The sequence below is a fragment of the Lysobacter sp. yr284 genome (assembly GCF_900107375.1).
Lineage (GTDB): Bacteria > Pseudomonadota > Gammaproteobacteria > Xanthomonadales > Xanthomonadaceae > Lysobacter.
Genome location: NZ_FNPT01000006.1, coordinates 16,591 through 38,867, shown reverse-complemented (window position 1 = coordinate 38,867; position 22,277 = coordinate 16,591). Strand labels below are relative to the sequence as shown.

22 protein-coding genes are annotated in these 22,277 nt (G+C 69.7%); 14 read left to right on the top strand and 8 right to left on the bottom strand.

All coding sequences use genetic code 11. The features are described from left to right. Positions 1-11 precede the first annotated feature (11 nt). From BLV01_RS11735 to BLV01_RS11690, 10 genes are all read left to right on the top strand, one after another. The gene (locus tag BLV01_RS11735) at positions 12-1,625 is read left to right on the top strand and encodes a class I adenylate-forming enzyme family protein (RefSeq protein WP_091799295.1); all 1,614 of its coding nucleotides are present in this window, start codon (positions 12-14) and stop codon (positions 1,623-1,625) included. A 45-nt stretch (positions 1,626-1,670) separates the two neighbouring features. Further along, complete coding sequence (locus BLV01_RS11730) at positions 1,671-2,486, top strand: Phenylacetic acid catabolic protein (RefSeq protein ID WP_091799292.1); 816 nt, start codon at positions 1,671-1,673, stop codon at positions 2,484-2,486. A 4-nt stretch (positions 2,487-2,490) separates the two neighbouring features. Next, positions 2,491-3,861: a condensation domain-containing protein gene (locus tag BLV01_RS11725; RefSeq protein ID WP_091799289.1), complete on the top strand. Its 1,371-nt coding sequence runs from the start codon at positions 2,491-2,493 to the stop codon at positions 3,859-3,861. Between the two features lie 6 nt (positions 3,862-3,867). Next, on the top strand, positions 3,868-6,243 hold the full coding sequence (locus BLV01_RS11720) for an efflux RND transporter permease subunit (protein ID WP_091799286.1): 2,376 nt from the start codon (positions 3,868-3,870) through the stop codon (positions 6,241-6,243). After that, on the top strand, positions 6,240-7,043 hold the full coding sequence (locus BLV01_RS11715) for an outer membrane lipoprotein-sorting protein (RefSeq protein ID WP_091799283.1): 804 nt from the start codon (positions 6,240-6,242) through the stop codon (positions 7,041-7,043). The genes BLV01_RS11720 and BLV01_RS11715 overlap by 4 nt, the downstream gene beginning before the upstream one ends. An 11-nt stretch (positions 7,044-7,054) precedes the next feature. Next, positions 7,055-8,404 (top strand): DUF1302 family protein, encoded by a 1,350-nt coding sequence (locus tag BLV01_RS11710; protein ID WP_139178631.1) that lies wholly within the window; start codon positions 7,055-7,057, stop codon positions 8,402-8,404. Beyond that, positions 8,401-9,339, top strand: a complete 939-nt coding sequence (locus BLV01_RS11705) for an aminotransferase class IV (protein WP_091799276.1) — start codon at positions 8,401-8,403, stop codon at positions 9,337-9,339. The genes BLV01_RS11710 and BLV01_RS11705 overlap by 4 nt, the downstream gene beginning before the upstream one ends. A gap of 9 nt (positions 9,340-9,348) precedes the next feature. After that, a complete protein-coding gene (locus BLV01_RS11700) occupies positions 9,349-10,068 on the top strand; it encodes a TenA family transcriptional regulator (RefSeq protein WP_091799273.1) in 720 nt (239 codons plus the stop codon). A gap of 76 nt (positions 10,069-10,144) precedes the next feature. After that, positions 10,145-10,573: a VOC family protein gene (locus BLV01_RS11695; RefSeq protein ID WP_091799270.1), complete on the top strand. Its 429-nt coding sequence runs from the start codon at positions 10,145-10,147 to the stop codon at positions 10,571-10,573. Between the two features lie 280 nt (positions 10,574-10,853). Beyond that, positions 10,854-11,231 carry a hypothetical protein gene (locus tag BLV01_RS11690; protein ID WP_139178630.1) on the top strand — a complete coding sequence of 126 codons (378 nt, stop codon included), beginning with the start codon at positions 10,854-10,856 and terminating at the stop codon, positions 11,229-11,231. Between the two features lie 111 nt (positions 11,232-11,342). Here the strand turns inward: BLV01_RS11690 and BLV01_RS11685 are convergent, their stop codons facing one another. From BLV01_RS11685 to BLV01_RS25425, 6 genes are all read right to left on the bottom strand, one after another. Continuing rightward, positions 11,343-11,714, bottom strand: a complete 372-nt coding sequence (locus BLV01_RS11685; RefSeq protein ID WP_091799264.1) for a response regulator — start codon at positions 11,712-11,714, stop codon at positions 11,343-11,345. A gap of 10 nt (positions 11,715-11,724) precedes the next feature. After that, on the bottom strand, positions 11,725-12,165 hold the full coding sequence (locus BLV01_RS11680) for a response regulator (protein ID WP_091799261.1): 441 nt from the start codon (positions 12,163-12,165) through the stop codon (positions 11,725-11,727). After that, positions 12,162-13,904, bottom strand: a complete 1,743-nt coding sequence (locus tag BLV01_RS11675; RefSeq protein WP_254782620.1) for a sensor histidine kinase — start codon at positions 13,902-13,904, stop codon at positions 12,162-12,164. Before BLV01_RS11675 ends, BLV01_RS11680 begins: the two co-directional genes overlap by 4 nt. 396 nt (positions 13,905-14,300) lie before the next feature. After that, complete coding sequence (locus BLV01_RS11670; RefSeq protein WP_254782619.1) at positions 14,301-14,624, bottom strand: hypothetical protein; 324 nt, start codon at positions 14,622-14,624, stop codon at positions 14,301-14,303. Positions 14,625-14,632: 8 nt separating this feature from the next. Continuing rightward, positions 14,633-15,118, bottom strand: a complete 486-nt coding sequence (locus BLV01_RS11665; RefSeq protein WP_091799255.1) for a pyridoxamine 5'-phosphate oxidase family protein — start codon at positions 15,116-15,118, stop codon at positions 14,633-14,635. Positions 15,119-15,153: 35 nt separating this feature from the next. After that, a complete protein-coding gene (locus BLV01_RS25425; protein ID WP_139178629.1) occupies positions 15,154-15,345 on the bottom strand; it encodes a hypothetical protein in 192 nt (63 codons plus the stop codon). A gap of 358 nt (positions 15,346-15,703) precedes the next feature. Between BLV01_RS25425 and BLV01_RS11660 the strand changes: the two genes are divergently transcribed. Further along, positions 15,704-16,288 (top strand): N-acetylmuramidase family protein, encoded by a 585-nt coding sequence (locus BLV01_RS11660; protein ID WP_091799253.1) that lies wholly within the window; start codon positions 15,704-15,706, stop codon positions 16,286-16,288. Between the two features lie 60 nt (positions 16,289-16,348). Beyond that, positions 16,349-17,617 (top strand): hypothetical protein, encoded by a 1,269-nt coding sequence (locus BLV01_RS11655; RefSeq protein WP_139178628.1) that lies wholly within the window; start codon positions 16,349-16,351, stop codon positions 17,615-17,617. Positions 17,618-17,867: 250 nt separating this feature from the next. On the opposite strand, the gene BLV01_RS11650 is transcribed toward BLV01_RS11655, so the two are convergent. After that, on the bottom strand, positions 17,868-19,655 hold the full coding sequence (locus BLV01_RS11650) for an Ig-like domain-containing protein (RefSeq protein ID WP_175485879.1): 1,788 nt from the start codon (positions 19,653-19,655) through the stop codon (positions 17,868-17,870). A 384-nt stretch (positions 19,656-20,039) separates the two neighbouring features. Then, complete coding sequence (locus tag BLV01_RS11645) at positions 20,040-20,972, bottom strand: glutaredoxin domain-containing protein (protein ID WP_091799245.1); 933 nt, start codon at positions 20,970-20,972, stop codon at positions 20,040-20,042. A gap of 212 nt (positions 20,973-21,184) precedes the next feature. On the opposite strand from BLV01_RS11645, the gene BLV01_RS11640 reads away from it, so the two are divergent. Next, positions 21,185-21,784 (top strand): hypothetical protein, encoded by a 600-nt coding sequence (locus BLV01_RS11640; protein ID WP_091799242.1) that lies wholly within the window; start codon positions 21,185-21,187, stop codon positions 21,782-21,784. A gap of 58 nt (positions 21,785-21,842) precedes the next feature. After that, complete coding sequence (locus BLV01_RS11635) at positions 21,843-22,244, top strand: DUF4087 domain-containing protein (protein WP_091799239.1); 402 nt, start codon at positions 21,843-21,845, stop codon at positions 22,242-22,244. Positions 22,245-22,277: the final 33 nt, after the last annotated feature.

Here is a 22,277-nt window from a genome sequence, read left to right as displayed (position 1 = left end):
GGCACGCCGCCATGCTCTCCCGACTGAAGTTCGTCTTCGACCGCCACCTGACCGTGGCCAACGCGCTGGAGAAGTCGATCGCCGTCTACGGCGCGGACTTCGAAGTGCTGCGCTTCTCCAGCAGCCTCGCGCACCTGGGCGTGCACGGCCGCTCGCTCACGGTGGGCGAACTACGCGAGGTCTGCGACCGGCTCTCGCGCACCCTGGTCGGCCTGGGCCTGCAGCGCTACGACCGGGTCGCGATCTACCTCGACAACGGCGTGGAGTACTTCCTGTACTCGCTGGCGATCATGCGCGCCGGCGCGATCACCGTGCCGATCAACGGCGGCATGCGCGCCGAAGACCTCAACGCCTATCTCGACTACACCGGTTCGCGCTTCGTGTTCGTCGACGGCGCGCGGCTGCCGCGGCTGCAGCGCGAGCCGCTGGCCGACGGCCGCCGCACCGCGCTGGTGACCGACGCCGCGCACAGCCCCGGCGAGGGCGTGCTGGCGCTGGCGCAGTGCCTGGCGCCGTCGCCCGAGGGGTTCGCGCCGGTCGCGATCCAGCGCCACGACGACGTGATGATCGTGCACACCTCCGGCACCACCGGCTTTCCCAAGGGCGTGCTGCACGGCTCCTACAGCCTGGTCCGCGCGACCAAGGGCCAGTTGCTGATCCAGCCGATCACCCGCGACAACCGCATCCTGCTGGCCTCGCCGACCAACCACCACATCACCCAGGCCAGCATCGTCAGCTGCCTGGCCGCCGGCGTGCCCGGCTACGTGCCCGGCGAGGAATCGCCCGAGCAGCTGCTGGGCCTGATCGAACGCGAACGCTGCAGCCTGGTGCTGTCGTTTCCCGACGTCTACCAGGGCATGTGCGAGGCCGGGCTGTCGCGCTTCGACCTGTCCCACGTCAAGGCGTGGATGGCCGGCGGCGATTCCAGCCACGAAGTGCACATCCGCCAGTTCACCGCGCACGGCGCGATGGCGCGGGTGTTCGGCAAGCGCGTGCTCAGCTCGATGTACCTGGAGTTCTTCGGCACCTCCGAGGTCGGCTTCGCCGCGCTGCTCAAGGTCAGCTTCTCCTTCACCCGCCGCTTCGACCGCTATGTCGGCCGTCCCACGCCCGCAAGCCCCAAGGTCAAGGTCGCCGACGACCAGGGCCGGCCCTTGCCGGTCGGCCAGCCGGGCCGGTTGATGGTCAAGGGGCCGACCTTGTTCAAGGGCTACTGGAACGCGCACGACCGCCTGCACGGCGTGTACCTGGACGGCTGGTGGTGGACCGGCGACGTGGCGGTGAAGACCCGCGGCGGCGGTTACTACCACCTCGACCGCGAAGTCGATTCGATCCGCGCCGGCGACGGCCGCGTGTACTCGCTGCAGCTGGAGGAACGCATCCTCAAGCATCCCGCGGTGGCCGACGTGGCGGTGATCGAGCTCGATGCCGCCGCCGGCGCGGTGATCGAATGCCGCCCCGGCCACAGCGCCGAGGCCGGCGACTTCGAGCGCTGGCTCGGCCAGCACGCGCCGGGCCACGGCTTGGCCCGCATCGAGGTGCTGCCGCCCGGCGAACTGCTGCCGCGCGGGCTCACCGGCAAGGTGCTCAAGCGCCAGGTCCGCCAGCGCTACGCCACCGCCTGACCGCCCTCTTCTTTCCCGGCCCCTCTCTTTGACAAGGAACCGCGCATGAACACCACCGTTGTCGCCCTCGCCGACGCCGCGCACGCGCCGGCGTTCAACTACGCCCCCAGCTCGATCGACTTCGCCGACCTGCCCGACCTGCCGGAGGACTACCGCCAGGAACTGGTGCGGCTGATGGCGATCCAGGCCTATTCCGAGGAAAAGGCCGCGACCGAAGGCATCGAGTGGATCGCCAAGTCGCCCGACTACAAGCGCCGCCGGGTGTTCGCCAAGATCATCGCCGAGGAAGCCCGCCACAGCTATCTGATCTACCACCTGCTCGAACGCATGGGCATCCCCGAGAAGCAGGCCATCGCCATCGCCGAAGGCCGCGCGCACCGGCCGATGCACGACGCCTCGCTGGAAGGCCCGCTGAGCGTGGGCCACGAGGACAACGAGTGGATCGACATCATGCTCAACCACATGTTCCTCGACCGCGCCGGCAAGTTCATGGTCGGCAACTTCTGCGAGGCCAGCTTCAAGCCCTGGGCCGAAGCCAACCAGGTGATCCTGCGCGAGGAGCGCGGCCACATCGGCTTCGGCTTCGCCGAGCTGCGCACCTACCTGGCCGACAAGGGCGAGACCAACGAAGCCCGGGTCAAGATCTCCAACTGGTACGCCAAGGGCCTGAACTTCTTCGGCCCGCCCTCGACCAAGCGCGGCGAGCGGCTGAGCGCGTACGGCCTCAAGCGCAAGGACAACGAGACCCTGCGCAACGAGTTCCGCGCCGAGGTCGAGGAGGTGTTCGACGAACTCGGCCGCCCGGACCTGATCGCGCTGGAGAAGAACGACTTCCCCTACCGCTCCGGCAACGAGGGCTGAGGCCATGGCGCCGACCGCCCCCGTCGAGCATCGCCTCGGTCGTTTCAACCAGATCTACGCCCACCTCAACCTGATCTGCAACGCCAATTCCTGCGACTGGATCGAACTGGAATCGGCGCCCGACCTGGCCCTGCTGACGCGGGCGATCGAGCACACCATCGACCGCCATCCGCGCGCGCGCTCGGTGCAATACCAGCGCGGCGTGATCCTGGGCTGGCGGCACCTGCCGCAACGCCTGCCGATCCAGGTCGAGCAGCGCACCAGCATCAATCTCGATCCCGCGCACCTGCGCGCGGAACTGCTGGAGAACGCCTGGGGCCGGCGGGTGCCGACCCGCGACGGACACCCGTTCCGCTTCATCTACACCCGCACGCCCGACAAGCACATCCTGCAGATCCTCACCAGCCACACCTTCACCGACGGCAAGGCCGCGCAGCTGTTTTCCGGCGACATCGCCGAGGCTTACGGGCGCTTGGCCGCGGGCCTGCCGCTGGACACCGGGACGGTCGAACTGCCCGAGCACAACCACGACCGCCTGTTCCTGGCCGGGATCGGCGGCCTGCGCGCGCTGCGCCTGGCCTGGAAAGGCGTGGCCGGGTTCTTCCACGACCTGTTCATGCCGGCCGGGCGGCTGTTGATCGACGGCAAGCGCAGCGGCGAGACCGATGTGCTCATGGTCGAGCTGCCGCCGCCGATGCTGGAACAGCTCAAGGCCGCCGGCGCCCGCCGCGACAGCACCATCCACCCGCTGCTGTTGCTGGCCCTGCTGCGCACCGCCAAGGCCGACGCGGCGCGCCAGGGCAAGCGCCTGCGCCACGGCCTGCGCATCGTCGACAACTTCAGCCTGCGCCGCTTCGTCGACGACCCGCGCATCCACGCGCTCTACGACTGCATAGCCGTGCCCTACACCCTGGAACTGGACCCGGACGAGGACGACGAGGCGGTGATCGCGCGCGCCAACCGGCGCCTGGAAGCGCTCAAGGGCGGCGAGATCCTGTCCGAGCTGTACCGCTTCCGCCTGCTGTTCCAAAGCTCGCTGTTGTTGCCCAAGGCCGCGACCATCCGCTTCGCCGCCAACGTGCTGACCCGCGCCAACCTGATCTGCACCAATGTCGGCCCGATCGACGCGCGGCTGGAGCGTTTCGGCCCGATCGCGGTGCGCAGCTATTACTCGTTCCCGCAGCTGTTCCCGCCGGGCGAGGTGATGGTGCAGATCAGCGCGTTCCGCGGCCGGCTGCGCCTGGTCTATCTCTACGACAAGGGCCAGATGGACGAGGCGCAGATGCGCGCGCGCTTCATCGATCCCTTCATCGCCGAACTGCGCCGCGCGACCGCGGCCGACGCCCCTCCCACCAGCCTCGCCGCCAACGGCTGACCGTCCATGCGCACCCTGATCCTTCGCATCCTCGCCCATCCGCGCACCTGCGTGGCCCTGCTGCTGGCGCTGTTGCTCGGCTCCGGCCTGGCCCTGACCCAGTTGCGCTTCGACAACACGCCCGACTCGTTCTTCATGCAGGACGACCCGGCGCTGGTCCGCTACACCCAGTACAAGGCCGACTTCGGCAGCGACGAATACAGCTTCCTGGTGCTGGACGCGCCGCCGGCGTGGACGCCGCGCTTCATCGCCACCGTGCGCGAGCTCGGCGCGCGGATCGCGGCGATGGACGACGTCAACAAGGTCACCACCATCGCCAGCGTGCGCCACATCGCCAGCGTCGACGGCAACGGCCTGGACGTGGGGCCGTTCCTCGGCGAAGACCTCGACGCGGCCGCGCTCGCGGCCAAGCGCGCCGAAGCCCTGGCCCATCCGTATTACCGCGACTTCCTGGTCAGCCGCGACGGCAGCCACCTGGGCATCCTCGCCGAAACCGGGCTCAAGCCGCGCCAGATCGTCTACAAGATCGAGCTGGCGAAGAAGATCCGCGCGCTGGCGCATACGCCCGAGTTCCAGTCCCTGAACCTGCGCGTGGTCGGCTCGCCGATCATCGACGCCGACGTGTTCACCATCATCAACCGCGAGAGCGCGATCTTCGGCACGCTGTCGTTCGTGCTGGTCACGATCGGCTTCTGGCTGATCTTCCGCGCCTGGCTGGTCGCCCTGCTGCCGCTGGTGGTGGCCTCGCTGTCGATCGTGGTGGCGATGGGCGTCAGCGCGCTGATCGGCGCGCCGGTCGGCATGCTCACCGCGATCATCCCCTCGTTCCTGATCTCGGTCGGCGTGGGCTCCAGCGTGTTCCTGCTGGCCGAGATCTACCGCCAGTACGCCGCCGGCGCGCAACTGCGCGAGGCCGTGGTCGAGGGCTTCAGCCATTCCGCCGGCGCCAGCGCGCTGTCGGTGCTGACCACCGCCGGCGCGCTGCTGTCGTTCTCGTGGTCGGAGATCCGTCCGGTCCAGGGCATCGGCATTTCCATGGCCGCCGGCCTGGTCGCCTCGCTGCTGATCGGCTGGCTGCTGGTGCCGCTGGCGATCAGCCGCTTCAAGCTGCTGCCCGACGCCGGCCGCGCCGCGCGCCTGCTGGACGGCCGCATGCGCGGCATGCACGCGGTGGCCGACTTCGTCACCCGGCGCTGGCGGCTGATGCTGCTGGCGCTGGCCGGGCTGCTGACCGTGGTCGGCTTCGGCGTGGCCAAGGTCACCACCGATTACTACTACGTCGGCCTGTTCAAGCCCAGCACCGACATCTACCAGTCCTACACCTACGTCGACGATACCTTGCGCGGCGCGGCGTCGATGGAGCTGGTGGTCGACAGCGCCGAGGCCGGCGGCGAATCGATCAAGGATCCGCGCGTGCTCAAGCGCATGCGCGAGCTGCAGGACCGGCTGGAAACCCGCTACGCCGACCTCGGCCTGAAGACCTACAGCATCGCCGACGTGGTGATGGAGATCGGCCAGGCCCTGCACGGCGGCGACAAGGCGGCCTACCGCATCCCCGACTCGCGCGCCGCGGTGGCCGAGTCGCTGATCCTGTTCGAGTCTTCCGGCAGCGACGAACTCGCGCGCATGGTCACCGGCGACTACGCCAAGGCGCGCATCAACCTGCGCATGAAGTACCGGCCGGACTCGCAGTACCAGCCGCTGTTCCGCGAAGTCGAGGCCGAGGCGGCGCGGATCCTGCGCGAGACGCCGCAGATCCGCTCGATCGAGACCACCGGCGTGGTGCCGCTGTGGTCGAACCTGACCAACTACCTCGCCGCCAACGAGATCCGCAGCATCACCCTGTCGTTCCTGGTGGTGCTGGTGGTGATGGTGCTGGTGTTCCGCTCCGCCACCCTGGGCGTGGCGATGGCGCTGTGCAACCTGATTCCGGTCGGCGTGGCGATGGCGGTGATGGGCTATGCCGGGGTGTTCCTGGACCCGTTCACCCTGCTGGTCTCGGCGATCGCCATCGGCATCCTCGACGACGACACCCTGCATTTCGTCAAGACCGTGGTCGACCACTACCGGCGCAACCGCGACATGGCCCGCTCGCTGCGCGAGGCCTTCGCCAGCACCGGCCTGGCGATGCTGCTGCTGTCCAGCGTGCTGGTGCTGGGCTTCGCCATCTACATGCTGTCGGAAGTGCAGAGCCTGGCCAAGTTCGGCGGCGTCACCGCGCTGGCGATCGGCTGCGGCGCGCTGTGCGAGTTCCTGTTCGTGCCCGCGGTGCTGATGGCGCTGGAACGCGCCGGCTGGCTGCGCGGCCTGTTGCCGCGCCTGACCGAAGAAGCCTCCTCCGCGCCGGCCGCCCCGACCCACCCCGTCCAGGAGAACCCATGATCGCCCGCCTTCCCCTGCGCCTGCTCGCCGGCGCGCTGGCGCTGACCGCCTGCGCCGCCTTCGCCCAGGACGCCGCCAAGCCCGCCGCGCAACAGATCTTCGAGCGCAGCAGCGCCGCCGAAAAGGCCGCCAACTGGCAGGCCGACAGCCAGTTGGAGATCCGCCAGGGCGAGCGCGTGCGCAGCCGCGGCGGCGTGGTCTACAACAAGCTGCAGGCCAACGCGGTGGACAGCCGCCGCCTGTTCCGCTTCGCCACGCCGGCCGACGTCGCCGGCACCGCGGTGCTGGTGCACGAGAACGCGGCCGCCCAGGACGATCTGTGGATCTACTTCCCCAGCATGGGCAAGACCCGGCGCATCCTGGCGTCGAACAAGAAAGACAGCTTCATGGGCTCGGACTTCGCCTACGCCGACCTGATGGCCCAGGACAGCGCCGACTTCGTCCACACCGCGCTGGCCGACGAAGCCTGCGGCGGCGCCAATTGCTATGTGGTCCAGTCGGTGCCGCGCGACGCCAAGACCGCTGCGTCGCTGGGCTACGCCAAGCTGGTGGCGACGGTGCGCAAGAACGATTTCACCGTAGTCCAGGTGCGCTACTTCGATGCGTCCGGCCAGGAGTTCAAGCGCCAGAGCATTTCCGGCTACGTCGCCGCGGCCGGCCAGCCCGGCAAGTTCATCGCCACCCGCCGCGAGATGACCGCGAGCAAGGGCGGGCGCAGTTCGGTGCTGACGCTGAAGAACGTCGACAGCGCGCGCGTCCAGCGCGACGACGCGTTCGTCGAATCGCGCCTGGGCCAGTGATGCGGCCTGCCTTGCTCGCACTGGCTTTGGCCTGCGCCTGCACCCAGGCGCAGGCGCAGGCGGACGCGCCGGCGGGCGATGCGTCGCCGCAGGCGCAGACGCAAGCGGTCGCCGCGATGCAGGAATCGCCGCAGGAACCCGCGCCGGAAGCGACTGCGGCGCCGGCCGGGACTTCGTCGGCGACGCAAGCCGATCCCTCCTCCGACCGCGACCTGCGCTGGACCGGCACCGCCTCCGGCGCCGTGCTCGCCGCCAGCGGCAGCCGCGACCTCGACGACGCCGATGCGCGCTTCGGCGCCGCCGCGCGCGTGCGCAGCGAACTGCGCAGCGGCGCCTGGCGCGGCCTGGTCGAAGCGGTCGCCGGCAACCGGCGGCTCGGCTACGACGACGCCTCGCCGCTGCGTCAGGCCTTCGCCGAATACACCGCCGGCCCGCTGCAACTGCGCGCCGGTCGCCAGATCGTCGCCTGGGGCCGCGCCGACCGGCTCAATCCCACCGACAACCTGTCCCCGCGCAACATGCGCGCCCTGGTCAGCGACATCGACGAGGACCGCATCGGCGTCGATCTGGTTTCCGCGCGCGTGCAATGGCGCGAGCGCTGGTCGCTGACCGCGCTGCACGTCCCGCGCCTGCCCGCGAGCGTGCTGCCCGGTTCGCTGTGGAAGCCGTTGCCGGGCGTGCGCGGCGACCGCGTCCGCGCCGCCGGCGCGACCGGCGCGCTGCGCCTGGACTACGCCGGCGCGGGCCTGGACGCCTCGCTGAGCGTGCTCGACGGCTATTCCACCCTGCCCGCGTTCGCGCGCGCGGCGCTGCCGCGCCTGAGCCAGGCGCGCGTGCGCGTGATCGGCGCCGACTTCAGCGCCTCGCTCGGCGACCGCTGGGGCCTGCGCGGCGAATGGGCGCAGACCCGCTTCGACGGACCGCCGCCGCCCGGCCTGGGCGACCAACGCTATGCCGTGCTCGGGCTGGAGCGGCATTTCGACGGCGGCTGGCTGGGACTGGCGCAGTACGTGCAGCGCCGCGCCGAGCGCCCGCGCGGCACCGCGGCGCTGCCGGCGCCCTTGCTGCGCGCCAACCGCGCGATCTGGTTCCAGAGCCAGGCCGACAGCGAAGGCCTGTACCTCGGCCTCACCCGCGCGCCGCTGGAAGGCGACCTCAGCGGCGACATCGGCGTGCTGCAGAGCCTGGACGGCCACGGCCGCGCCTGGTTCGCCAACCTGGAATACCGCCTCGACGACAGCTGGAGCCTGCTGGCGCGCCTGCAACACTTCGACGGCCCGGCCGATTCCGACTTGGGCGCCTTGCGTAAGGACCGCCTGGGCCTGCTCGAACTGCGCCGCAGCTGGGGCTGGCAGCGATGATCTGGCTCGACGGCCGACTGGTGCCGCCCGAACAGGCCAAGGTCTCGGTGTTCGACCGCGGCTTCCTCTACGGCGACGGGCTGTTCGAGACCGTCCCGGTCTACGCCGGCGTGCCGTTCCTGCTCGACCAACACCTCGCTCGCCTGCAGCGCGGCGCGCAGGCGCTGCGCTTCGCCGTCGCGCCGAGCGCCGACGATTGGCGCGAGGCTATCGCCGCGGTGATCGCCGCCCACCGCGAACCCGAATCGACCCTGCGCCTGTGGCTCAGCCGCGGCCGCGGCGCCGGACTGGCCAGCGACAGCGCGCGCGACCCGACCTGGGTCGCCGCCTGCCTGCCGGCGCGGCGCTACGAACCGCGCGTCTACCGGCAAGGCGTGGCCGTATTCGCCAGCGAACGCATCCACGCCCTGCCCGAGCAGGCGCCGACCGCGAGCAAGCACGCCAACTACCTCGCCTCCATCCTCGCCTTCGACCAGGCCCACGCCCACGGCGCCGACGAGGCGCTGCTGTGCAACCCGCACGGCGACGTTTGCGAAGGCGCGTACAGCAACCTGTTCTTCGTCATCGACGGCGCGTTGACCACGCCGCCGCTGCGCGACGGCCCGCTGGCCGGCACCGCCCGCGCCTGCGTGCTGGAACTGGCCGCCTCGCTCGGCCTGGCGGCGGCCGAACGCTCGTTGCCCGCCGCGCGCCTGGGCGAAGTCGAAGAAGCGTTCATGACCAACGCCCTGATCGGCCTCGCCCCGATCCGCCAGCTGCTGCACGAAAACGCGCCCGCCCTGCACTGGCCCGCGCCCGGCCCGGTCAGCCGGCGTCTGAGCGCGGCCTACGCCGAGCGGGTGCGCGCATGCACCGGCCTGGCATGGCCGTTGCTGCAAGCCCCTACGCCGCAGCCTTCGCCGCCCCGACCGATCCCCGCAACGCCACCCGCCTAGAGGAACGCCATGCACGTCATCGAAGACCTCCGCGCGCACCTGGACGCGCCGCCCGCCCTGTGGGACGACCTGTTCCCGCCGGGCCTGCTGCAGGAGCTGGAGCGCCATGCGTTCCTGCGCCGCTGCCGCGACGACGCCAACGCCGTCGAATTGCTGCGCGCGTTCCTGGTCCAGCACAGCTATTACTCGGAAAACTTCACCCGCTACCTGTGCGCGCTGATGTCGCGCATGCCCAGTAACGAAGACGTGCGCGCCCTGGCCGCCAACCTGATCGAGGAAACCGGGCTCGACCGCCCCGACGCCGTCACCCACGCCGAACTCTACCGCCGCTGCCTCAGCGAGCTGGGCGTGCGCCCGCGCAGCGCGCCGATCCTGCCCGAGACCTCGGCGCTGATCGAAAGCATGTTCCATTACTGCCGCTCGCCCGACCCGCTGGAGGGCCTGGCCGCGCTGTGCCTGGGCGCCGAGGCGATCGTCCCGACGCTGTACGGCGGCCTGCTCGACGGCCTGCGCCGGGCCGGCTACAGCGACCGGCAACTGCATTTCTTCGTCCTGCACGTGAGCGAGGACGAGGGCCACGCGCTGGTGATGCGCGAGATCATCAACCGCCTGCTGCAGGATCGGCCGCACCGGCGCGCCAAGGTGCTGGCGGTGGGCGAGGACATGGTGCGGCTGCGGATGGGGTTGCTCGATGCGGTGCTGGCGCAGTTTCCCGCGGTCAACGGCTGAGGCTCGCGGTTCCCGCCGGAAGCCTCGCCGGCCGACCGGGCGTAAGCTCCATGCTCCTCTCCAGCGGAAGCCCGCCATGGCAACGCAAACCCTGCACCGCGGCCGTCTGATCGATCATCTGCAGTTGGTGGTGAACGACCTGGAGTCCAGCCGCCGTTTCTACGCCGCGGTGTTCGACGTGCTGGGGGTGCCGATCGGCGGCAGCGGCGAGGATTATTTCTGGGCCGACGAGCTGTTCGTCTCCAGCGCCGCCAGCCGCGCGGCGCAGGGCGCGTTGACCGGACGCCACCACCTGGCCTTCCAGGCGCGCGACCGGGCGATGGTCGATGCGTTCCACCGCGCCGCGCTCGCCCACGGCGGGCGCGACAACGGCGCGCCCGGCGAGCGCGCCTACCACCCCGGTTATTACGCCGCCTTCGTTCTCGACCCGGACGGCAACAACATCGAAGCCGTGCACCACGGCGACGCCGACCGCAGCGCGGCCTCGGTCGAAATCTCGTTCTAGCCGCCGAAGCGATCCATGGCCGCCGTGCGACGCGCCTGGGCGGCGTCGCGCGACGACCGTCGCATCCGCTGGCGCTCGCGTTCGCAGAACACGCGCCCGAACGCGCGGTTTTCGCCGCGGATGTGTCGCGACGCGCAGTTCCCCACTGAACAGTTCAGCCACATCTCGCGTTAGCGCATCGATTCGGAAAGCGCCGCTTTATTCACGCTTCGCCGACGAGCGGCTGCTTAGGTTCAGGGCCCTCGGGGAAACGCCCCTTCATCGCACAAGGTCGCTCACGATGGGAATGCACGCGTTCGAGACTCTGCAGGAAATCGCACTGGTGGTGGACGCCGATGCCGAACTGGCGCATTGGCGCGGACAGTTCCGCGAGTTGCCGCATTGCCGCAAGCTGCGCTGGGAAGACGTGAAGCCGGCGCTCAAGCTCGGCATCGATGCCTGCCTGAAAGCCAACGGCCGCGACCTGACCGAAATGCTCGACGAACTGGAAACCCGCTACCGCCGCACCGGCAAGGAATCGCGGCTGGACTGGCAGCAGGCGCGCGATGTGGTCGCGGTGGCGTGGGTCCGCATCTGGGAGCGGCAGCCGGCCCGCTCGACCGCGGCGCCGGCGTTCGTATCGGGCGCGCGCATGAGCCTGGGCCTGCAGGCGCGCTGAGCGCCTCGCCTCTTCGAACGACCGCCGGCGCGGCGGGCCGGATCGGGGACCGCGCGCGTCGCGCCCCGCTCCGGCGATCCGTTCTCGCGCGAGACGGACGCGCCGGACGCGCTAAGCGGCGGGCGCGGCCCGCAGCGGCGCCAGCAGCGCCGACACCTGCCGCGGCAACCGATCGAGCCGGTTCTTGTCCCACACCGGCAGGCCGGCCAGATGCTCGGCCTGTTCCACCGCGCCGGTCAGCACCGCGAACTGCGGCGACGGCGCGGCGGCGAAGACGAGCTGCCGGGCTTCCTCCCAGCAAAAGCCCGGCAGGTTCAGATCGCACAGGACCAGGTGCGGATCGTAGTCGCGCAGCGCGGCGATCAGCTCGTCGCGCGTCGCGACCCGCCGCCGCGTCCACGGCACCGCCAGCTCGCTCAGCGCGAACTCGGCCAGTTCGACGTCCTCTTCGGCGTCGTCGACGAACAACAGGCGCCAACTCATCCCGGCGCGCTCAGTTCGGGTCCAGCGGCTCGTTGAGCACCGCCCAGAACCGGCCCAGGGTGCGCACCGCGTCGAAGAACTGATCGACGTCGACCGGCTTGACCACGTACGCGTTCACGCCCAGGTCCCAGCTGCGGACCAGGTCGGCCTCTTCGCGCGACGAGGACAGGATCACCACCGGCAGCATCCGCAGCTTTTCGTCCTTGCGCATCTCGGCCAGCACTTCCAGCCCGTCGACGCGCGGCATCTTGATGTCGAGCAGGACCACCGACGGATCGCCGTCGGTGCGGCCGGCGAAGGCGCCGCGGCGGAGCAGGTAATCCAGCGCTTCCACGCCGTCGTTGACGTGGACCACCGGGTTGAGCAGGTTGGCGTCGCGCAAGGCGTCGATGGCCATTTCGGCATCGAACGGACTGTCTTCGGCCAGGAGGATCGTACGCAGTTCGGTCATGAAGGCAGTCGTCCGTTGAGGGGTTGGTCGGAAGCGGGCAGGAGCAGGAAGAAGGTCGCGCCTTCGCCGGGCCGGCCTTCGGCCCAGACGCGCCCGCCGTGGCGGGACGCCACCCGGCGCACCGTCGCCAGGCCGATGCCGGTGCCGGGAAACTCGGTGGCCGAGTGCAGCCGCTGGAACACGCCGAACAGCTTGCCGGCATAGGCCATGTCGAAGCCGGCGCCGTTGTCGCGCACGGTGAACACGTGATTGCCCTCGGCGTCGTAGGCGTGGCTCAGCTCGATCGTCGCCGGCTGGCGCTGCGCGCTGTACTTGACCGCGTTGCCCAGCAGGTTGAGCCAGACCTGGCGCAGCATGTTCTCGTCGCCGACGACGACGGGCATCCGGCCGATATGCCACTCGACGATGCGCTCGGGCTGGTCCAGCTTGAGGTTCGCGTCGAGCATCGCGCGCGTCTCCTGGGTCAGCGACTGCATGTCCACCGACTGCAAGCGCAGCGCGCTGCGGCCCAGGCGCGAGTACACCAGCAGGTCGTCGATCAGGTGCGACATGCGCTTGGCCGAGGTCGAGATCACCCCGAGGTAGTGCCGGCTCTTCTCGTCGGCGGCCTCGCCCAGATGGCGCTGCAGCTTGTCGGCGAAGCCGGCGGTATGGCGCAGCGGCGCGCGCAGGTCGTGCGATACCGAGTAGCTGAAGGCTTCCAGCTCGCGGTTGACTTCCGACACCTGCTCGATCTTGCCTTCGAGCTGGCGGTTGAGTTCGTGGATGCGGTTCTCGCTGGCGCGGCGCGTGCTGATGTCGGTCGCCGCGATCATCACCGTGCGGCCCTGATGCTCGCTCAGCGGCATCCGCCGGGCGTTGATCAGCATGGTGCGGCGGACCCCGTCGGCGGTGGTCTGCTCGCATTCGTAGTCCCACATCTCGCGGCCGCGCGACAGCACGTCGCCGAGCCGGCGCACGGTCTCCTCGTCGGTCCAGGCGCCGCCGTCGAATTCGGCCAGCCTGCGGCCGTGCGCATCCGACGGCAGGCCGTACAGTTCGGCGAACGCGGGATTGAACAGCACCACGCGGGATTCGGCGTCGATCACCGCGATCGGCTCGCGCACCGTATCCAGCACCAGACCGGCATGCGCGTTGGCCTGGGCGGCGTCGCGCTCGGCGCCCACGCGCCGGCGCAACTGGCGCACGGCGTAGCCCGCCGCGGCGCCGAGCAGCAGCACCTGGGCGACGACCGCGAGCCAGCGGGTGAGTTCGGTCAGCGTGCTGCGCCGCTGATACTGCTGCTGGCGCCGGGCGAGCAGGCCGCGCTCTTCGGCGATGACCCGGGCGATCAGCTCGCCGACCGGATACTGGCGCACCGCGGCGTCGACCTGGGCGCGGGTCGACGCCGGCCCCGACCGCGCCAGCGCGTCCATGTTGCCCAGGCGCAGGCTGACCTGATTCTGCAGTTCGCCGAGCCGGCGCTGCTGTTCCGGGTTGTCTTCGGTGAGGCGTTGCAGCGCGGTCATCGCGCCGCCGATCTGCTGGCGGCTGACGGCCAGGCGCTGGCGCAGGCGCGGCGTGTCGACGCCGGCGGCGAGCGACAGCGCGGCCGCTTCGGTGTCGCGCACGTGCAGCGCGAGCGATTGCGCCTGCGCGTCGACTTCCAGGGTGTGGCGGACCATGTCCGAGGAACGCTTGGCCGCGTCGCCGGCACTGCGCAGCACCAGCGCCGGAACGATCACGGTCAAGCCGATCACGAGCGCAAGCGCGCCCGCCTGCCAAGCCGCGACCGGGTGTCGTTGGATGGCGCTCACGTGTCAAGAATTCCGCCTGGGGCACGCTGCGCGCTGCATGCGTCCCTCCCCAGGGCACATCTGCCCATGATGCGGTCAAGCACGGGGACGTGGCAATAGTCCGCGTTGGGCGGAATGCGTCGGCGTCTGCGAACGCGACGGTGGCGCCGGCATGCGCCGTCCGCGCCGACGTCGCGCCTGGAAAACCCGCACCGGCCCACGCGGGCGGCCCGCTACGAGTTCGAGCGGATGCCGCAAACGCTAGCCGCCGACGCGCCGATGGGCCGGGACGCATTCACCGGTGCCGGCGATGTCGTCGCGCAAGCCGGGCGAGCCGAACGCGCGGGCGCGACCAGCGCTTTACTCCTCGCACCGGTCTTGCGCGTCCCGTTCCTGGAACCACGCCGCATACGGCGTCCGCGCGACCATGCGCCGGTTGTAGTCGGGCGCGCCGTCGCTCCACCACACCGGCCCGCGCTCGCCGAGCCGGCGCTTGGCCGCATCGACGCGTCGGCGCGCGTCGCGCAACGCATTGGCATCGCCGGCGGCCGCGCGCACCGCCCGTCGCGCCGCCATGAGTTCGCTCACCGCCTGTTCCTTGTCGGCGGCGCTCAGGCGCGGGTCGGCGGCGCGCCATAAGCGCCCGTCGACGACGATGTAGCGGCCATCCGGGGTAGTCAGCACGCGCGCGGTCAACGGCCCAGATCGACTTCGCCGACCTTGTCGGCGTACTCCTTCTTGGGGTCCATGCCGAGCAGCAGTTTGACGCCCGCGAGCAGGCTGTTCTCGTTCAACCACACCTCGGCGTTGTCGGCGTCGAAACGCAGCAACGCCAGCTTGGGATCGTCCTGCCCGCCCTCGTACCAGGCGGCGATGAACGGATTCCACAGGCGCGCAACGACGGCGCGGTCGGCATCCAGCGTCAGCGTGCCGCGGATGCTGGCGAACACCGCGTGGTCTTTCGATGCGAACGCGGCGGTCGCCGCGCGCGTTCCGTCCAGACGGCGGACGAGATCGCTGTCGCGGGAAGTGAAGAACCACAACGGCGGGCGGTCGCCCTCGGCCAGCGCCGTCATCGGTCGCGCAAAGCCGCCCTCCTCTTCGAGGCCGAGCATCACGGTGCGGTCGTCGTGCAGGTGCTTCCACAGCTTGCGCGCGAGCGCGTCGGAATCGGCCATGTCGGTCTCCTGGTTGATGGGGTGCTGCGCTTGCGTTACTGCGCCTTTCCTCGGTTAACGGTGCCAACGCCGGTGCCGGCCGGCTCGGGCACGCCGCGCGGCGTGTCGGTGGCGCGCTCCGGCGCGGCCTGCTCCGGCCGATCCGGACGATCGCCGGGGTCGCGCAGTTCGCCGCGCCCGGTCCACACCTCTTCGCCCGCAGGCGCTTGCCCTCGCAACGTGCTCATGTCGCGTTCTCCTGCACGTGTCGAGAAGATCGCAGCGGATGGACACGACCCTGGCAGCCGTCGCGTTAACGCCATGCGTGAGCGGCGCGAAGACGGCGCTACATGCGCCGCCGGGCCTCGGCCGAGGGGCGCTCCTGGCTGGCCTCGCGCATCCACGCCGGGCCAGGCTGCCGGCCGCGATGCGGAGCGATGCGATGGCTACGCCGGCAATCCGCGGTTCACGAGGCGGCCATACCGGCGTTAAACCGAGCGGCACGCGACGAAAGACGCGGACCGTCGAACGGCTGCCCGTCGCGCCAGCCGTCGTTCGCGTCGTTGCCGCACTGCCTTCCCATAACCGTGTCCCAGTGGAACCGCCATGAACCGAATTGTCTCGCCGCAGGCGTGGAAGGACCTGGCAGGCACGCTGGACGTCGATGAAGCCTGCTTGCGGGCCGTCGCGGAGGTCGAATCGTCCGGCGGCGGCTTCATGCGGCCGCCTTCGCAGTTGCCCAAGGTCCTCTTCGAAGGCCACGTGTTCCATCGGCAAACCCAGGGCCGCTTCGACGCGAGCCATCCCGAGCTCAGCTACCCGCATTGGGATCGAACCAAGTATTCCGGATCGGTCGCGGGCGAATGGCGGCGGCTGGACGCCGCCTGCGCCCTCGATCGCGCGGCGGCGTTGGAGTCCGCCAGTTGGGGCGCGTTCCAGATCATGGGCTTCAACTTCGAGATATGCGGATTCGAAGACATCGAAGCCTTCGTCGCCGCGCACAAGCAAAGCGCGGACGCCCAGCTCGCGGCATTCTCCAGTTTCATACGCCGCCCGGGACTGATCGATGCGCTGCGCAGCAGGGATTGGAAAGGCTTCGCAGCCGCATACAACGGCGTGGGCTTCGCCAAGAACAGCTACGACTCCAAGCTCGCGACGGCCTACTTGCGTTTCGGCGGCCGCAGTCCGTAACCGAAGCCCGGCGCTCTTGAGCGGGAATACTTTCGTTGAGGAATCGCGCGGAGAACGATCATGCCGTACATGCCTCGAAATCGGCCGGTTCCCGCGTCTGTGCTGGGGCTTGTGCTGGTGTACGCCATGATCGCGCCGGGCGGCGCGCTGGCATCCGGCGCCCAGGACGCCACGACCTCCAACGACGCTGTTGTCGATACGGGGCCGGCCGATGCGGCGCCTGCGCCGATACCGGCCCCGAAAGTTTCCGGTATCGATGGCCCGTTGGAACTCGACGACATCACCGAAGTCACCGTCGCCAACTTGAAGGAATGGTCGGCCACGAACGATCCGGCGAAACTCGTTCCCTTCATCGACGGCCGGTCGATTCGTGGAAACTACCCCGAGGAAGTCCACCCTCATGAGGGCCGCATCTACTTCCATCTGAAGATCACCCCCGAAAGCAAAGAGCATTGGACGGATCTGCTGGGCGCACCCGACGGCCTGCGCCGACCGGTGCGATTCAGCATCGGCCTGGAGGGCCACGCGCCGTTCGAAAGCGTCCACGACAAAGCCAACCCGGTGCTGATGACGGTCATCTCGCCCGTGTTCGGCGCGACCGCAGCGCTGGTCGCCTCGCTGACCCTGATCTTGTTCATACGCTTGGCGCGCAGCACCAGCATCATCCGCGAGCCAGGCGCCGCGCCGGCCGACGGAAGCCCCAAGGCCTACAACCTCGGGCGCACGCAAATGGCGTTCTGGTTCTTCCTCATCTACGTCTCCTACCTGGTGATCTGGCTGATCACCGACATGCTGGACACGATTACGCCATCGTTGCTCGGGCTGATGGGAATCAGCGCGGGCACTGCGTTGAGCGAAGCGCTGATCGACTCCAGCAAGGACTCGGCGCACTCGCAACGGCGATGGGACCTTTCGGCAGAGCGGCGCGAGCTTGAGAAGACGGTCGCCGACTTGCGGCTTCAACGCGCCGAGCCGGACGCGGACCCGGCGGCGTCGCCCGAGGAGATCGCGCGCCGGGACGGCCTGGACGAGAAAATACAGCAGGCCCAAAAGCGGCTGGTACAGGCGGCCCATCGCTCATCGTCGCTGGATCCGAAGAAGCCGGCGCGCGCGACACGCGGATTCCTTCGCGACGTCATGGCCGATCGCGACGGCTATTCGTTTCACCGCTTCCAGATTTTCGCCTGGACGATCGTGCTCGGGATCATGTTCGTATCCTGCGTCTACAACAGCCTGGCCATGCCGGAATTCAGCGCCACGCTGCTGGGGTTGATGGGGCTCAGCTCCGGCACCTACATCGGATTCAAGTTTCCCGAACGGCAGGAGTAGCTTTCGGCGCCCCTGCGCTTCATCGCCCAGGGCGTTATCGCCGTGCCGGCTGCAACAGCTTCGCGCAGGCCGATCCCGCGCTGGCGACGTCGCCCCATCGAATCGAAGCTCCGGCTGGGTCGAGCGCGCGTCGGCGCGCTGAAGCGATCTTGCGCGGAATCGAAAAAAATCGGCGCCCATCGAGGGCGCCGAATAGGAAGGCGTTGCGGGCCAGGCGAAGCGTTGCCCGCCCCGAACTATCCGCTGCCGGTCAGGGCAAGGTGTTCAACGTCGCCCGCACCGGCCTGGAGAAGTTGAAACCATCGCGCCGATCCCAATTGACCGACCAGGTCATGACGCCGCGGAAGGTCGGATAGGCCTGCTGGGGCCGGATGGCTCCGCAGTTCTGCAGCCGCGTCAGGCAGTTCAGGGCGTTGGCGATCGTCGCCGACGACGCCTGTCCGCTGTTGGCCGAGGACGGGCCCGAGGGCAGTCCGAACGCCACCTGGTCCGGCCGCAGACCGTTGAAGACGACGCCGGTGTTGTTGTTGGTGCGGAACCCCTCGATCAGCATCAGGCTGGCACCGACCAGCATGTCGACCGAGCCTTCGGGCAAGCCGTTCTGGCTGTACGGCGAGTACATCGCGCCGTTGTTGTAGTACTGCACGTGGATCAGGTCCAGCTCCTGGCGCAGGCCGTCGATGATCGGCAGGTAGGCGCCCCAGATCCCGCTGTACGCGACGAAACCGCCCTGGACATACGGGTGCTCGGGCGCCATCGACAAATAGAACGACGGACCGATGCGGGTACTGAGCTGCTTGACGGCCGTGACCAGATTCGTCTGCACGGCCGCGCCGTGGTAGACGCCCGCGCCGCTTTCCAGGTCGATGTCCACGCCGTCGAAACCGTAGTAGCGGATCAGGTCTTCCATGCTGTTGACGAAGTTGGCGACCTGGGTCGCGTTGTTGAGCGTCACCGTGCCGTTCTGGCCGCCCAGCGACAGCACGACCTTCTTGCCGCGCGCGCGCGCCGCGGCCACGTCGGCCTTGAATTGCGCTTCGGTTCCCGCGCCCGGATCGACGGTGAAGCTGACGGCGCCGTTGCCCGCGTCGTCGCCGAAGGCGACCACGATGACGTCGAAGTCGTTGGAGACCTGGCTGATCGGGAAGGTGGGGCCGGAGGGATTGGTGAAGTTGTGCCAGTACCCCACCAGCGCATGCTTCGGCAGGGTGTTGTCGCCGCCGCCACCGTCGCTGGTGGTCGCGCTGATCTGCGCGCCTTGCGCCGAGGCGTTGCCGGCGTTGTCGCGGGCACGCACGCGGAAGGTATAGGCCGTGGACGCGGCCAGGCCGGTGTTGCTGAAGGACGTACCGGTGGGCGAGCCGACCAGCGCGCCGTTGCGGTAGACGTCGTAGCCGGCGACGCCGCTGCCGCCGGCGTTGTCGGTGGAAGCGCTCCAGCTCAGGTTGATGCTGGACGACGTCACCGACGCCGCGACCAGCCCGGCCGGCACGCTGGGCGGGGTGGTGTCGGGCGTCCCGGTAGTGACGGTGATGTTGGCCGCGGCCGAGGTGGTGCTGGCGCCGTCGTTGTCGGTCGCGACCGCGGTGATCGCGTAGCTGCCTGCGGCCGCGTTGGTCCAGGTCGCGCTGTACGGGGCCGTGGTGTCGACGCCCAGCGAGGTGCCGCCGCGGAAGAACTGCACCTGGGCGACGCTGCCGTTGGCATCGGCCGCATTCGCCGTGACGGCGATGGTGGCGCCCGCAGCGAAGCTCGCGCCGTTCGCCGGCGCGGTCAACGCGACCGTGGGCGGTGTGTTGCCGCCCGCGCTGCAGGCCCCGAGATCCTGGTAGTAGCCGCAGCTCGGACAGTGCGTGGGCGGCGTATTCCAGATCGACGTCGTCGCCTGGTACAGCCGCCCCTGATAGACGAGCTTGCTGCCCGCGTTATAGATGGTCGACGCGTTCCATTCGGCGATGCCCGCGCAACTGGCGCTCTGCGCGTGCGCGGGCGACAGCCCGGCCGTCAGCAAAAAGCCGGACAGCAAGAATCCTGCCACTCTGATGCTCATTAGGTTTGTTCTCCAGGTGCCTGGCGGATAGGGAAGGAGGCCGGCACGGACGCGCCAGCCTTTTCATGCCACGCGGCAAACCTGCTGCGGCGCGGCCTTCCCCCCAGAGAACAATGACGACAGTCGCGCGGCCGGTTGCCGATCCGCGCAGTGCGCCGCATGCGTGTGCGGCGCTATTGGTCGCTGCCGACTGTGGTGCGCGGCGATCCGCGTGTCAAGTTGTCCCAGTTTCGATTAATGCGGCGACCGTCACGCTGCGAAATATGCTGCGAGGACGCATCGCCAACGGGCCAGGCGCAGGCGGCCGCCGGCCCGGATCGCCTGTCCGCGAACCGCCTCGTGGGCGAGCGGGGCCGCCCTCGCGCCGTCGGCTCAATAGCGCGGTATCGATGCGTCCACGTCCGCGGCCCAGGCATCGATGCCGCCCTCGATCGCGTACACGTCGCGATGGCCCAGCTGGACGAGGTGCTGGGCGCCATGCCAGCACCGCTCGCCACGGTGGCACAGGACCGCCAGCGGCGCCTGCGGCGGCATGTTGCGAATCTCGTGCGTGCCTTCGTCCAGATACAGGAACGGTACGGAGAGCCGGGCCAAGGCGCGTTCTTCCTCGCGGCGCAGGTCGACGATGGTCAGCGTTCCCGCGCGAACGCGGGCGTCCGCTTCGCTCGGCGAGATCCAACGCACCGGCTTGGGCACGGGCGCCCTGGGATGGCTGAGCGACAAGCTGGGACCGCGCTCGACATCCTGCCAGTCGATCGACAGCCCCTCGGCGCGGCGCGCGCTGGCCAGATCGAACTGCAGCGCAACGCCATCCACCTCGGCGGCGATGGCCTCGTTCCTGCGCGGCCCGAAGCGCAGGCTGCTGCGGAACTGCGGATCGACCGCGATGTCGACCACCGTGCCCTCGCCTTTGCCGCGGACGACGCCGCGCAGGAATTCGGCGGCGGCCTGGGTCAAGCGCACCGCAGGCGGCGTGCGGTCCGGCGCGGGCAGCCCCAACGCCGCGTGCAGTTCGTCGGCGCCGGCCATCCGCTCGACAACGTCGCTGTCGCCCAACAGCTTTCCGTCGAGATACAGCTGCGGGATGGCCTGCAGCCTGCCGTAGGCCTTGATCTGTTCGCGAAGCTTCGAATCGGCGGACACGTCGACGTGCGCATAGTCGAGCCCGAGGCCGTCGAGCAGACGGCAGATCTTGTGCGAAAAGAAACGCTCCGGCGCATCCGGCGCCCCGTTCATGAAAACGACGAGTCGATGGGCGCGCAACAGGGTCTCGATGCGCTGGCGGTCGGCGGCGGATAGCGTCATGGCGAAGGGCGGCAATGGAGGGGATGGGTTCGATACAGCCGACGCGCTCGCGCCAGGCGACTGTCGCCGGACGCATCGGCAGCGCCGATGCTACGCATGCCCTGCCTGGAATGCCGGCAGGCCGCTCGCGGGCGCAGGCGGAACCGACGGCGAGTCCCCTGGTCTTCGCGGCAGAACCATGCTGTCATAAGCCGCATCGAAAGGAAGCAACGATGAAGCATCTCGCGCACATCGCCGTACTGGCGTTATTGGCGGTCGCCGCACCCGGCCACGCAGCGCAGGGGCGGTCGGATTCCAAGGATCGCAAGGCCGACGCGGCCGACAGTAGCGCATCGGCGCCCGCGGCCGGCAGCGACCGGCTGGTACCGAACGAGGCGTCCGGCGACGACTGCGCCGCCGACGCGCGCATCGGCGTCGTGCCGGACGAACCGATGCGCCGGCTGCATGTCCGCCTGTGCGAAGCGCGGGTGCAACCGGCCTACCGCGCGCGTTGCGGCGAATCGGCCAGGGAGCTGGGCTCGATCCCGTTCGTGACCGACCACTGCGGATCGCTCGATGAACCGGTGGAGGTGGCCCTGGGCGGACGCTCGTATCGGCTGCGCCGCATCGGCGCGGAGCCCGCCGCGGGCGCGCCGCGGCTGGCGGGAACGTTCGCCGGCGATGGCTTGCGGATGCAGGTAAAGCCCGCAGGGGCGGTCCGGGAACGCCTGGACGAAGGCGAGGCCATCGGCATCGAACAGGAAGTGACCGTGTCCCTGAGCCTGGACGGCGCCAAGCGCACGTTGCCCGCGGTGTACTCGGACGGCCCATGACCGTCGAAGCCTGCGCGGCCGCTGCGCGGCATCGCGCCTGCAACCAGGACCGATCTGCATGAGCCTTCGAACGAACATCGCCGCCATCGCCGCGCTGCTCCTGGCGTTCGGTACCGCCAACGCCGCGCAGCGCCCCGGCGCCGAGCTGCGCTGCGGCTGGTTCGACAATCCGACTCCGGGCAACGCCTCCCTGTACGATCGCGACGGCGAGTGGACGATCGCCATCCAGGGCGGCTATCAAGCCAAGGGCGACTGGCCGCCGGAGTATCCGCCGGGACAGTGGCGCGCGACGAACGCCGGCCGCCATGGCTACGGCTGCGCCTGCTTCAAGGTGCGGGTCGACGCCGAGGAAAAGAACATCCTGGAGATCGTCTCGTCCAAGGCGCGGCCGCTGTCGGCGTGCCGCAAGGACCCCGCCTTGAAGGGGGTCGAGCGAAGCCTTCTGGGGTCGGAGCCGTGACCGGCGATTCTTGAGCTGGCAAGACCGCCGCGC